Source organism: Mycobacterium sp. (assembly GCF_040509115.1).
GTDB lineage: Bacteria > Actinomycetota > Actinomycetes > Mycobacteriales > Mycobacteriaceae > Mycobacterium.
Window position 1 is genome coordinate 1 of sequence record NZ_JBEVLO010000252.1, and the last position, 12,597, is coordinate 12,597.

The following is a 12,597-nucleotide window of genomic DNA, read 5'->3' on the forward strand; positions in this document are numbered from 1 at the left end:
CGTGGTCCTAAGCGTGAAGCCCCTTGACGATTACGTCGAGGTTCCGGTCGAGTTGATCGTCGGGCGCACTCTCGTGCAGGAGGCAGCCCGCCGCCGCGGCGGCTCCATGGGCGAGGAACAGGATGTCTTGCCAGCGGGCGTCCGGTCGCATGTGTCCGTCAGCCTGCGCGCGCTGGGTAAGCTGCTCGACGAGGCTACGCAATGACGCCTTGGCGTAGTCGAGGTCCTCGCTCGAGTTCTGCAGCGAATCTGAGAGCCCAGCGTGTTCAGTTGCCCTGCGGGCGAATTCAACGAAGAATTCGGTGAACCCCTGCCAAGAGTTCGATTGCTCCAAGGCGTGCTCGGCCACGCCGATCAAGCTGTTGAGCTCTTCGAGTAGCAACTCGTGCAGAAGCTCGTTGCGATCCGGATAGTGACGATACGCAGTGCCCACCCCGACACCCGCTTCGCGCGCAATCTGGTCATAGGTCGCGTTGAGTCCGCGACTTGCGACAACGATGCGTGCCGCAGCTAAGACACGTAGCCGATTGCGTTGCGCATCGGCGCGTGGACTACGAGCATCACCGCGCGCGTCATCACGCAACTGGTCGGACGGCACCACGCGCACATCCTACCGCCCGAAGTGGAACATAGTGCTCCGTTTCGGGTAGGGTAACGAAATGGAATGAAGAGTTCCGTTTAGGATCGAGTGCTAAATCGAGTACGAAATCGAAGGGAGTTCGCATGCCGCGTCTCGCGGTCATAACCGGGGGTAGCGATGGGATCGGTTACGCGATAGCGGATCGCCTCGCATCGCGCGGTGCAGACGTCGTCCTGGTGGCCCGCAATCGACAGAAGCTCGACGATGCGGCCGAGGGGTTGCGACGGCACGGCAATGCGGTGGACGTCATCTCGTCGGACCTCATGCAGCCCGAGGCGGTCGCTGATGTGCTCGCGAGCCTGCGGCGCGTCACCGATCGGGTCGACGTGCTGGTGAACAACGCCGGTGTGGCGCGCTTCGCCGACTTGTCCGACACCACCGACAGTGCAGTGGAGGCGGTGTTTCACCTCAATGCGAAGGTGCCGCTCGCATTAACGCGTGGCCTACTCACCGCACTCGGCGCGGCGAGAGGCAGCGTCGTCAACATCAGCAGTTACTGGGCCACCAAGATGGTTGCCGGGAGGGCATCGGCGGCCTACTCGGCATCGCGCGCCGCGGTCGAGGGCATGACCAAGGCGTTGGCCAGTGAACTTGGCGCCCGAGGCATTCGGGTCAACGCCGTCGCGCCGGGCGCGGTCAACACCGAAACGTACCAGCGCGCGTACCTCGATTCCATGTCACCGGCCGAACGCGCCCGGCACGATGAATACGTTCGGTCCGCCTATCCTTTGGGGCGGATCGGTTCGCCGCAAGACGTCGCGGCGGCGGCTGAATTTCTGTGCTCTGCCGACGCGGCGTGGATCACCGGTACGGTCCTGGCCGTCGACGGGGGTCTCACCACCCGCTAGCCGTTGCCTTGACGTGTGCCGACGGCGGCCGGGCCGGTGCCTGCCAAATCGGGGCGCCTGTAGCGTTCACCCGTCGCCGTCGCCGCAGCACCACCAACGAAGTCAAGCGAAAACGACGGCAGGCGAACGGTGCTCAGCCACCGAGTGGTCCTAACGTGTCGGCGGCACGTTCCAGAGAGTCACGGAGGACTCACGGGGGCCGGCCGTCTCTAGTGGGTTTGTGCGGCCGAGTCGTTCTCGCCGAGAGCGAGTTGCGGCTTGTCTGGCCCGGCAAGGGCCATGTCCGCCGTCAGAGACGTGTCAGCGATCGAGTGTGCCACCGGATGTCACTCTGGCAGAGGCGCTTCGAGCTCACGAGTCGTGGCGTCGCCATTGCCGTGCCGACTGGTTTGGCTGAGGCGACGCTATTCGAGGTCGGCGTGGCGGTCGAACATCTGGGCGGAAGTCTGCCCGGTTCGCTGCATGAGCTCGAGCACGACGGCATCGAAGGTGAGGGCTGTGATCTGTTCGAATGCCGAGCCCATGGGTTGGATCGAGGCGACCTGTCGCACGGTGCCCCGAGTCTTCGGCGAGACGCCGGGCAGCACGACCGTGACGTCGGCGAGCTGGCCGAGGGGAGAGTCGGCGTCCATCGTGACCAGAGCGATCACCACGCCGCTCGCGCGTGCCTTTCCTCCGAGGCTGACCAGGCTATCGGTGCGTCCTGATCCCGACGCAACGATGAGCAGGTCCCCGGGCGCGGTGTGGGGACTGGTCACGTCTCCTACCAGTGAGGCGGAGATGCCCAGGTGCATCAGACGATTGGTGAATCCGCGGGTCGCAATGCCCGAGCGTCCGGCACCGGCGAGGAAGACGTGGCGGGCCGCGGTGATGGCGCCGACTAGTTCGTGGAGCTGGGCGTCGTCGATCCACTGCTGGTTGTCGCTGAGTTCTTCGAGGATGACGCGGAGGTGTGTGGTCACGCTCACCGATTTGCTCCTTCGATCATGCGCCGCAGGTCGCGCGTGGTGGCAGCTGGGTCGGCGGCCTGGGTGATGCCGGAGCCGATGATGAGGATTGCAGGGTCATGCGCCAGGTAGCTCGAAGCGGTGTCGAGGTCGATGCCGCCGGCGACGGCCACGGCGGCCGAGGGGACGCTGGTGGTGAGGGTTTGTAGGTCGTCGAGCGGGGTGCGACCTCTGGCCTGCTGATCGACGCCGGTGTGGACGGCGATCACGTGCACCCCAGCCTCGTGCAGTTCGTTGGCTCGGCGGGGCAGATCGGGCACGCAGATCATGTCCGCCATGATCTTGCGCCCCACGTCGTTTGCCGTGCGCACGCACTCGGCGATGGACGAGTCATCGGTGACCGCAAGCACGGTGACGTAGTCGGCTCCGGCGTTGAACGCCAGTCGCGTCTCCATCGCGGCAGCGTCCATGATCTTGGTGTCGCACAACAGGTCGAGCTGCGGAAAGTTCCTCTTGAGGTCCGCGACGACGGCCATGCCGTACCGCATCATCAGAGGCGTGCCCACCTCCACGATGTCGATGTAGCCCTCGACGAGGTGCAGCAGTTCGACGGCGGCGGTGTAGGTGATGTCGTCCAAAGCCAGTTGCAGCTGTGCGGTCATCGTTTCCTTCCAGGGTTGCGCTGTTTCGATCGCATTCCCGGCGCACCAGCACGCCTATGCGTCGACTGATTTCAGTGGTCACGTCGAGACGACCTCCCGTCGCCACGGTGGGTCAGCGCCTGCCCGCGACACCGTGACGGCGGCGGCGGCTACTGCGAATCGCAGGGTGTCGGCGACCTGCAAGGCGGTTAGCGCGTCGAGGCGGTCGCGCGCCGTCCGTGGACGGTTGGTCACCGTGTGGTGGTCAGTGATGAGATCCCGTTCCACCATGGCGGCGATGAGCGCGGCCATCAGCGTGTCTCCGGCGCCGATGGTGTCGACGACTGCAACCGGCGGCGGCAGCTCGGAGATCACGCCGTGGCGGGTGTAGGCGGACGCGCCCCGGTCGCCGCGGGTGAGGACGACCATCGCGGGACCGCGCCGCAGCAGGGTTCGTGCCGCTTCGTGTGCGTCCTGGCCCGGAGCGATCCACGCCAGATCTTCGTCGCTCACCTTCACCAGGTCGCTGTTGGCGACGAGGGCCAGCATGACGGCCCGGGTGCGGTGTTCGTCGATGACCAGGGCCGGACGTACGTTGGGGTCATAGCTGAGCAGGGCGCCATCTCGAAGGGCTTGTTGGACAACCCCTTCGACGATGAGATCGCCCGGCTCATGGGTAGCGGAGATCGATCCGACGTGTAAGAAGTCCACTGGTGCGGGGGTGGGTGGGCGTGGATTCCAGTGGACGTGCGAGTCGTAGGACGCAGCACCTTTGGCTTCCACGTGGGCGACGACAGTGGAGGTCGGGTGGGTGGTCCAACTGTGGGGGTCGAGTTCGACGTCGGACGCGGTGAGCCAGTCGCCGATGACGGCACCGTGCGGATCGCGTCCGATGGCGGTCAGGAGCCGCGGCCGGTGTCCGAGACGTCCCAGTGCCAGGGCGACGTTGGCCGGGCTACCACCGGGGTGGTAGGCGGTGGATCCATCGGGCGCCACGACGACGTCGATGACGGATTCCCCGACGACGAGTAAACGCGGCGGAAATTTCACGACATGTGTCCGTGGGCGATGGCGGTCGCGATCATCGGGTAGAGCGGCAAGCGCGGAATCAGGGTTGTCTGCAGTACGTGGTAGATGTCCGGTTTGCCCGTCCACACGCCGTCGGCGGCTTCGTTCGACGTGTTGAGCTCGTGCCGCCAGGACCCACCAGCGTGATCAATGAGGTAGGTGTCGGCGTAATTCCACCACTGCTCATACCAAGTGGCGTAGGTTGCGTTCGACGTCCGGTGATGAAGCGCCGCGGCGGCGCTGATCGCCTCCCCGGTGACCCAATGCATCCGGTCGCGTACGACGGGGGTGCCTTCCCAGTTCGTCGTGTAGACGAAGCCGGGGGCACCGTCGACGGACCAGCCATCGCAGACGGCACGGCTGAACATCTTCTCGGCCGCGTCGAAGAGCTCGTCGTCTGCGACCCCGAGGGCGGCCTCCGCGTGCAGTAGGAGTCGAGCCCATTCCAGGCCGTGACCGACCGTGGCGCCGTAAGGCTTGAACGGGTGCCGTGGCTGATCGTGGTTGAGCTGTAGGGCGGGCCGCCATGCCTTGTCGTAGTGCTCGGGTAGACGCCAGGCGTGGGCGCGAGCACTGGTGGCCACGAAGCGGCAGACCCGTTCGGCTTGAGCAATCCAGACTTGGTCGCCGGACACCGAAGCCGTCGACAGCATGGCCTCCACGGCATGCATGTTCGCATTGATGCCGCGGTAGTCGTCGACGGTCGTGAACGTGCTGTCCCAGGTGTCCACGCAGAGTCCATCGTCGTCTCGCCAAAACCGTTGCAGGAAGGTCTCCCTGGCCTCGGCGAAGAGATCGTCGGCGCCGGGTAGGCCGGCTTGGACCGCCGACGATGCGGCCAGCAGAACGAAAGCATGGTCGTAACAGGTCTTTCCGGCGCTGGGACGGCCGTGGTCGTCGACTGAGGAGAACCAGCCGCCGTGAACATCGTCGTGCAATCGACCGAGCAGTCCTGCCATCGTTAGCTCGGCGATCGGGGCGGCCCCCGGGATGCCGAGAAGGCTGCCCACGGAATAGACATGGGTCATCCTGGCCGTGATCCACGTGTGGACGGGCTGGCTCAGGTCGGGTGATCCGTCGTCGGTGAGCCAGCGGGCGCCCCCGCGATGATCGGCCGTGTGTCGGCCGAAGTCCAGCAGGTGTCTTGCGTGCGTGTCGAGCCAGCGGCGGTGCGCCAGCTTCGGGAAGGCGGGCAGGTGTCGGTCTGACGTATTCGTCGAGTGGATGGTGTTCACGCGATGTCAGCGGTTCAGTCGGTCGACAGCGCGTACGCGATGCCGGCATGGATCCCGTGCGAGTCGAGGATGGCGACGACGGTGGTGTATCGGTCGACGAAGTCCGCGCTGTCGGCAAGCCGCCACGACGCGAACGGTGAGGATCGCAACGCGTCCAGTGGGTCGTCGGAGAGCAGAAGCGACCGGTCCGCGCCGCTGAGATGCGGCTCGTGCACCTCGAAGGCGTCGCCATGATCATCGATGCCCCCGAGATAGCGCCGAAACGCCGCCAGCAGCAACGCTTCCCGGCGCGGATCACGCCCCTGGGCAATCAGCCCGGTGGCCGTCGCGCGATGGAAAACCGGCAGTTTGGCGGCACCGTCGTGAGCGACGCGCAGGACCGTGTCGGGAACGTTGGCGTTGGCGAAGCGGCCAACCACCATTGACTGGTAGTCCGCCAGCGATACGTCAGGCGGCGGCGCGAGCAGCGGTGCCGCGTCGGTCGACATGAAGCAGACGAGTAGGTTCGCGATGCTGGGATCGGACGCGGCGTCGGCGACAGTGCGGTGACCCGAGAGGACACCCGCGTAGGCCAGCAGCATGTGCGATGCGTTCAAGAGACGACCCTTGATGGCCTCGAAGGCCTCCACGTCCTGTCGCATTTGAACGCCGACGTCCTCGAAGGCCGGACGACCGGTCGGGAAGTGGTCCTGCAGCACCCACTGCCGGTATTCCTCGGTAAGCGCGGGGACGTGGTCGTCGAGACCGGTGAGGGCGTTGAGATCGTCACGCATCGATGCAGAGACTGTCGGCGCGATGCGGTCGACCATCGAGTTCGGAAAGGTCACGTTGGTGGCGATCCATTGCGCAAGAACGGAGTCCACCGCAGCGGCGAAACCCAGGACGGCGGTTCGGGCGGTGTCGCCGTTTCCGCGGAGGTTGTCGCATGACATCACGGTGAACGGCGCCGTACCGTCGACGCGGCGTTTGGCCAGGGCCTTGGTCAGCACGCCGAAGACAGTCTCTGGATGTTCGCGCGCGAGGTCGGCGGCCACCTCGGAGTCGTCGATGCGAAACTCGCCGGTGTCCTCGTCTAGGTGATAGCCGCCTTCGGTGATCGTCAGCGACACGATGCGGATGGCAGGATCGGCGAGCCGGCGGACCACCGCTGCGGGGTCGTCGGGCCCGTGGAGGTACTCGACCATCGAGCCCACGATGCGCGATTGTCGCCGTCCCGATTCGGTGAACAGGGTGACCGTGTATAGGCCGTCCTGTGCGTCGGGGGCGTATGACCGCGCCTTTGCCTTGGCGAGGGCGTGGTCGCGAAGTCCGATCCCGACAATGCCCCATTCGTTGTGATCGTCTCGCATCGTCATCAGGTCGTCGAGGTACACGCCTTGGTGGACGCGGTGGAAGTTTCCTACCCCGAGGTGGGCGATGCCGGCTGTGATGCGGGTTCGGTCGTAACCGGGTACGGCTACGTCGGGGGCGCCACCCGCCGCGACGGCGGCGGCGACGGATGACGGGTTGGCAACGGGGTGTCGCATGCCGTGTCGGTCCTCTCCAAGTGCTGGGGCGTCACGTTGCGTCATTTGACGAGCGGCCCGAGAAGCGGGTCGTCGCCGAGGATTTGGGCGGCGGTGTCCCTGGTGACGGTCAGCGGCGGATTCAGGATGGCCGGCACGACCTTGACGTCGTTGTCGTAGGAGGTGGTGTCGTTCACCTTGGGCGTCTGGCCCGTGCTGAGTGCCTCGATGGCTTCGACGGTGTTGGCGACCATGGTGGTGGGATCGGAGTACACCGTCGAATCCTGGCTGCCGCTCATCACGAGCTTGACCGACTCGGCTTCGGCGTCGTGGCCCGTGACGACGGGCACGGGGCGACCAGCGCCCGCAATGGAGGTGATGATGGCCCGTGACAGGACGTCGGCGGGGGCGAGGACCCCGTCCAGTCTTTGGTTGCCGCCGTAGGTGCTGACTAGCAGGGAATCCATGCGCCGCTGGGCATTCTCGGGCTTCCATCCTTCGATGGCCGTTTGCTTGTACTCGGTCTGACCGGAGCCGACGCGGATCCGTCCCGCGTCGATCTCGGGTTGCAGTACCGACATCGCTCCGTCGTAGTAGACGGTGGAGTTGGCGTCGTCGGGCGACCCGGAGAAGATTTCGATCGTGTAGGGCGCGCCGTTGGGATCGCGCTTCCGCATGCCGTCGAGCAGTGCTCGTCCCATCAGTTCGCCGACTTTGCGATTGTCGGCCGCGACGTAGTAGTCCACGGCTGCGGTGTTCTTGATGAGACGGTCGAAGGCGATGACCGGGATGCCTGCGGCGTGGGCGGCCTCGACTTGGGAGGACAACTGCGAGCCATCGGCGGCACCGATCACGATGACCTTGGCGCCCCTGGTGATCATGGCCTGGATTTGGGCTTGCTGGTCGGCGACCGTGCCGCTGGAGGAGGCGTACTGGACGTCGGGGGTGTAACCGGCGGCTTGAAGCTTGGTGGTCAACGAGTCGCCGGCGATGACCCAGTTCTCACTGGTCTTGGCCGGCAACGCGACGCCGATCAAGGATCCCTTCTCGAAGCCAGAGGATGCTGACTGTGAGGAGTTCTGGCGGCCGCTGGCCCCGCAGCTGGTCAGAGCGGCGATCAAGGCCAGAGTGATTGCGAGGAGACCGATGTGTCGTTTGCGCATGGGAGGTCCTGACGTGCGTAGGTGAAGGGCGGTTGTGGTTGAGACGGACGTTCGGGGCGTGGGTGTCATGTCGGCGCGGGGGCGGCGCAGCGTGCGCAGCAGACGTTCGATGGGCGAGTCGCGGCCTCGACGCCGCTGGTGGATGTCTGCGGCGACGGCAGCGAGGATGACCAGACCCTTGATCATCTGGACCTGGTCGGTGCCGACGCCGAGGAGTTGCAGCCCGTTGTTGAGAAAGGCCATGACCAGACCGCCGACGATCGATCCCGAGACCGTGCCGACGCCGCCGGCGACGGCGGCCCCCCCGATGAAGACCGCGGAGATGGCGTCGAACTCCCAGTTCAATCCGTCCTGCGGCCCGGACGCCGCAGCGCGGGCGACGTAGATCATGCCGGCGAGCGCGGCGAGCGCCGACATGTTCATCATGACCAGGAAGCTCACCCGCTTTGTTGGCACGCCAGAGAGTTCGGCGGCGTGTGCGTTGCCGCCGACCGCGTAGACGGCGCGGCCGAAGATGGTGTGCCTCATGAGGAATGCGTAGGCCAGGCCAAGGACCAGCAGGATCACCCCGGAGATCGGGAAGCTGGTGCCGACCCGCCCGGAGGCGAACAGCAGCGTGCCGTAGCCGATGATCACGCCGAGCGCGACCACCTTGGTCGCGGAGACCCAGGGCGGAGCGGGGTCGAGCCCGCGCCTGCGCTGGCGACGTCGGGTCCGACACTCGCTGACGGCCACCGCGACGATGCAGGCGACGCCGAGGAGCAACGTGAGGTTGTTGTACCCGGTGTCGGGGCCGACTTCGGGCAGGTAACCGGCACCCAGCGACCGGAATCCGTCGGGCACCGGAATGGTCTCGGCATCGCCGACGAATTGATTGGCGCCACGGAAGAACAGCAGACCGGCGAGTGTCACGATGAATGCGGGCACACCCATGTAGGCCACCCAGAAGCCATGCCAGGCGCCGATGAGGGCGCCCACCACTAGTCCGGCGAGGGTCGCGGCGGGCCACGGCAGACCGCTTTGCACGAGCTTGGCGACCACGATGCCGACGAACGCTGCCACGGAGCCCACGGATAGGTCGATGTGTCCGCAGATGATGACCATGACCATCCCGATGGCGAGGATCAGGATGTAGGAGTATTGGCTGACGACGGCAATCAGGTTGTTGGGGTTGAGGGTTCCGCCGTTGGTGAGCGCCTGGAAGAGCACCACGATCGCCACCAGGATGCCGATCATGCCGATTTGGCGGGTGGAGGACATTCCGCCACCGAACATCCTCTTCAGTTCCGCGAGCGTCATTGCCGTCCATTCCTGTTGGAGGTCATCCCTCTGATGAGGGATTCGGGGGTGGCGTCGGCGGTGGCCACTTCACCGGTGACCTGGCCCTCGAAGAGGGTGTAGATGCGGTCGGTGATGCCCAGCAGTTCGGGTAGCTCGGAGGAGATGACGACGACGGCCTTCCCCTGGGCGGCGAGGCCCTGAATGATGAGGTAGATGTCGTATTTGGCGCCCACGTCGATGCCGCGGGTGGGTTCGTCGAGGATCAGGACGTCCGGGTCGGTGAACATCCATTTGGCAAGGACGACCTTCTGTTGGTTGCCGCCCGACAACGTCGCGACGCCAGCGTCCACCGACGGCGTCTTGATGTTCAGGCGTGCGCGGTAGTCCTCGGCGACGGCGCGCTCCCGATCCGAGTCGATGACGCCACGGCGTGCGATGCGCTTCGGCTTGGCCGAGACGACGGATCTCTTGACCTCGTCGAGGAGGTTGAGTCCCAATGCCTTTCGGTCCTCGCTAAGGTAGGCCAGGCCGGCCGAGATCGCCTCGGGTACGTTGCGAATCACGATCTCCCGGCCCGACTTGTACACGGTGCCTGAGACGAAGGCTCCATATGAGCGGCCGAAGAGGCTCATTGCGAGCTCGGTACGGCCTGCTCCCATCAGTCCGGCGAACCCGACGATCTCGCCGCGGCGCACCGAGAAGGCGGAGCCCTTGCACACCAGACGTTCCGAAGCCAGGGGGTGGCGCACGGTCCAGCCCTCGACGCGCAGAAGCTCCTCGCCGATGTCGGTGTCCCGCTCCGGGAATCGCTGCTCGAGGCTGCGACCGACCATCGCTTGGATGATGCGGTCTTCGTCCATCGGAGTGTCGCGCAAGTCGATCGTCTCGATCGATCGACCGTCCCGTAGCACGGTGATCGCATCGGCAACCTGGGCGATCTCCTCGAGCTTGTGGGAGATGAGGATCGAGCTGATGTCTTGGGACTGCAGGGAACGGATCAGCCCGAGCATGTTCTGGGACTCGGCTTCGTTGAGAGCGGCCGTTGGTTCGTCGAGGATCAGCAGCTGCGGCGACTTGCTGAGCGCCCTGGCGATTTCGACGAGTTGCTGCTTGCCGACGCCGAGGTGCTTGACGGCCAGGTCGGGGTCTTCGTCCAGGCCGACCCGGGTGAGAAGGTCCCGCGCCGATCGGTAGGCCGCCTCCCAGTCGATGGAGCCAGCGCGTTTGCGCGGTTGATTGCCGAGGAACAAGTTGTCGAGGATCGACATCTCCGGAATGAGGGCGAGTTCCTGGTGGATGATCACGAGCCCGCGTTGCTCACTGTCGTTGACGTTGCGGAACTGCTGCAGCTCATCGTGAAAGTAGACGTCGCCGTCATAGGTGCCGTGGGGATAGACCCCCGACAGCACGCGAACGAGCGTGGACTTGCCCGCACCATTTTCGCCGCAGATCGCGTGCACCTGCCCTGCGGTGACGGTCAGGTTCACCTCGTGCAGGGCGCGCACCGGACCGAAGGACTTGCCGATGCTGCACATGCGCAAGATTGTCGGCGCGTCCCTCATGCTTTCCTCCTCATCGTGACACCGGTGTCAAACTGATAATGGCTGTGCCGCAGGACATTGTCAACACGCGATGTGACCGAAAGCGCGGTACGATGACACATGTGTCAGACAATTTTGAGGGGCCCGGTGGCTCGCGGCCGCGGCGGCGCCCCACGCTGCGCCAGGTCGCAGCCCATGCCGGCGTCGGTTTCAAGACCGTCGCGCGAGTCGTCAATGGTGAGGGTTCCGTTGCGCCCGAGACGGCGGCGAAAGTGCAAGCGGCGCTGCGCGAACTTCATTATGTTCCTGATGACTTCGCCGGATCGCTCAAGAAGGACGGGGGCCGCACCCGCACGATCGGGTTGACGATCTCCAACGTCGCCAATCCGCTGGCGGCGCAGATCCACGGCGGGGTCGAGCTCGTCGCCATGCCACGCAACGTCGCGACCTTCGCCGCCAGCCTCAACGAGCAACCGTCCGCGGAGATCGAGCACACACGTGCCTTCCTTCGCCGCCGCGTCGATGGCCTGATCCTCACCCCGGTAGCTGAGGATCAGTCTTATCTGCAGTTGGCCATCGACCGCGGCACCGCAGTCGTATTCGTCGACCGGGAACCGGTCGGACTACGGGCGGACACGGTGAAGGTCGACGACGTTGCCTCCGCGTTCACAGCCGTCGGACACCTCGCCGAGGTCGGGCACCGACGCATCGCACACCTGGGCGATCGCCAGCGCATCCAAACCGCGCGCCAACGCCGTGAGGGCTACTTCAACGCGATGCGCTCGCGGGGACTCCCGATCGACGAGGGCATCGTCATGCTCGACATCCCCGATGAGCTGCACGCCTACGCCGCGGCTCGACGGATGCTGGAAGCCGACGATCCGCCAACGGCGATTCACTCCGCGCAGAACCTCATCACCGTCGGCGTCATCCGAGCCTTGCGTGACCTCGGCCTGTCTCGGAGGGTCGCCGTGGTGGGGTTTGACGACATCGCCCTGAGCGATCTGCTCGATCCCCCTGTCACTGTCATCTCCCACGATCTGAGCCGCATCGGACGCGTTGCCGCCGAACGACTCTTTGCCCGCATCGACGGTGACGAGTCAGAACCACGGACGGTCTTCGTGCCAACCGAACTGGTGGTCCGCGGATCCGGAGAGATTCGGCCCCAGTGAGCTCACGCGAAGCGATCTGCACTACCACTCTGGCGCTGTTGAGGCATGGGCAGACGGATCTGAACCGTGAACAGCGTTGGCAGGGAACGACGGACGCGCCGCTGAACGAACTCGGGCGGCGGCAAGCCGGGCGGGCGGCAGACCTGCTGGCCAGGAGGTCGTGGAATCGCATCGTCACTTCGCCGCTCCTTCGGGCGCGACAGACCGCCGCCATCGTGGCCGCGACACTAGCCATGGCCGACCCGTTGACTAGCGCCGATCTCGCCGAACAACACGGCGGCGTCGCCGAGGGAATGCTGGAAGCCGACGTTCGCCGCCGCTGGCCGACAGAGGAGACCATTCCCGGCTCGGAAACCCGCGCCGAGGTCGCGGCCCGGGGGGCTCGGGCACTGACCACGCTGGCACAGCGCCATCACGGCGAGTCGTTGATCGTGGTTGCGCACGGCACCATGTTCAGGCTGGCGCTCGGTTCACTCGTCAACGAGCCGCAACCGCTAATGGGCAACGGCCACTTCGTCGTTGCGACGTTCCACCAGAGCGGACAGTTCAACGTGAG

The 12,597-nt window shown here is 65.6% G+C and carries 11 protein-coding genes; 3 read left to right on the top strand and 8 right to left on the bottom strand.

The window, feature by feature from the left end:
- Positions 1 to 7: 7 nt before the first annotated feature.
- Complete coding sequence (locus ABW137_RS17145) at positions 8 to 601, bottom strand: TetR/AcrR family transcriptional regulator (protein ID WP_526402076.1); 594 nt, start codon at positions 599 to 601, stop codon at positions 8 to 10.
- Positions 602 to 723: 122 nt separating this feature from the next.
- On the opposite strand from ABW137_RS17145, the gene ABW137_RS17150 reads away from it, so the two are divergent.
- The gene (locus ABW137_RS17150) at positions 724 to 1,488 is read left to right on the top strand and encodes an SDR family NAD(P)-dependent oxidoreductase (RefSeq protein WP_526402078.1); all 765 of its coding nucleotides are present in this window, start codon (positions 724 to 726) and stop codon (positions 1,486 to 1,488) included.
- 404 nt (positions 1,489 to 1,892) lie between these two features.
- Here the strand turns inward: ABW137_RS17150 and hxlB are convergent, their stop codons facing one another.
- The 7 genes from hxlB to ABW137_RS17185 all read right to left on the bottom strand — a co-directional run bounded on the left by hxlB (position 1,893) and on the right by ABW137_RS17185 (position 10,890).
- Positions 1,893 to 2,456: a 6-phospho-3-hexuloisomerase gene (gene hxlB, locus ABW137_RS17155; RefSeq protein ID WP_526402080.1), complete on the bottom strand. Its 564-nt coding sequence runs from the start codon at positions 2,454 to 2,456 to the stop codon at positions 1,893 to 1,895.
- Positions 2,453 to 3,097 carry a 3-hexulose-6-phosphate synthase gene (gene hxlA / locus ABW137_RS17160; protein WP_526402082.1) on the bottom strand — a complete coding sequence of 215 codons (645 nt, stop codon included), beginning with the start codon at positions 3,095 to 3,097 and terminating at the stop codon, positions 2,453 to 2,455. The genes hxlB and hxlA overlap by 4 nt, the downstream gene beginning before the upstream one ends.
- Before the next feature lie 78 nt (positions 3,098 to 3,175).
- Positions 3,176 to 4,126, bottom strand: a complete 951-nt coding sequence (locus ABW137_RS17165; RefSeq protein WP_526402084.1) for a carbohydrate kinase family protein — start codon at positions 4,124 to 4,126, stop codon at positions 3,176 to 3,178.
- Positions 4,123 to 5,379, bottom strand: coding sequence for an AGE family epimerase/isomerase (locus ABW137_RS17170; RefSeq protein WP_526402086.1), 1,257 nt, complete (start codon positions 5,377 to 5,379; stop codon positions 4,123 to 4,125). The genes ABW137_RS17165 and ABW137_RS17170 overlap by 4 nt, the downstream gene beginning before the upstream one ends.
- 14 nt (positions 5,380 to 5,393) lie before the next feature.
- Entirely contained in the window at positions 5,394 to 6,905 is a 1,512-nt protein-coding gene (locus tag ABW137_RS17175) for a mannitol dehydrogenase family protein (protein ID WP_526402088.1), read from the bottom strand.
- 41 nt (positions 6,906 to 6,946) lie between these two features.
- Positions 6,947 to 9,346: a substrate-binding domain-containing protein gene (locus ABW137_RS17180; protein WP_526402090.1), complete on the bottom strand. Its 2,400-nt coding sequence runs from the start codon at positions 9,344 to 9,346 to the stop codon at positions 6,947 to 6,949.
- Positions 9,343 to 10,890 carry a sugar ABC transporter ATP-binding protein gene (locus ABW137_RS17185; protein ID WP_526402092.1) on the bottom strand — a complete coding sequence of 516 codons (1,548 nt, stop codon included), beginning with the start codon at positions 10,888 to 10,890 and terminating at the stop codon, positions 9,343 to 9,345. The genes ABW137_RS17180 and ABW137_RS17185 overlap by 4 nt, the downstream gene beginning before the upstream one ends.
- 101 nt (positions 10,891 to 10,991) lie before the next feature.
- On the opposite strand from ABW137_RS17185, the gene ABW137_RS17190 reads away from it, so the two are divergent.
- Positions 10,992 to 12,041, top strand: a complete 1,050-nt coding sequence (locus ABW137_RS17190) for a LacI family DNA-binding transcriptional regulator (RefSeq protein ID WP_526402094.1) — start codon at positions 10,992 to 10,994, stop codon at positions 12,039 to 12,041.
- On the top strand, positions 12,038 to 12,597 hold a 560-nt coding region (locus tag ABW137_RS17195; RefSeq protein WP_526402096.1), incomplete at its 3' end, for a histidine phosphatase family protein. The genes ABW137_RS17190 and ABW137_RS17195, both read left to right, overlap by 4 nt.

Bases quoted from the DNA above. Each gene is read 5' to 3' on its own strand.
- ABW137_RS17150 (WP_526402078.1), top strand. From the start codon at position 724: ATGCCGCGTCTCGCGGTCATAACCGGGGGTAGCGATGGGATCGGTTAC.
- hxlA (WP_526402082.1), bottom strand. From the start codon at position 3,097: ATGACCGCACAGCTGCAACTGGCTTTGGACGACATCACCTACACCGCC.
- ABW137_RS17175 (WP_526402088.1), bottom strand. From the start codon at position 6,905: ATGCGACACCCCGTTGCCAACCCGTCATCCGTCGCCGCCGCCGTCGCG.
- ABW137_RS17180 (WP_526402090.1), bottom strand. From the start codon at position 9,346: ATGACGCTCGCGGAACTGAAGAGGATGTTCGGTGGCGGAATGTCCTCC.
- ABW137_RS17185 (WP_526402092.1), bottom strand. From the start codon at position 10,890: ATGAGGGACGCGCCGACAATCTTGCGCATGTGCAGCATCGGCAAGTCC.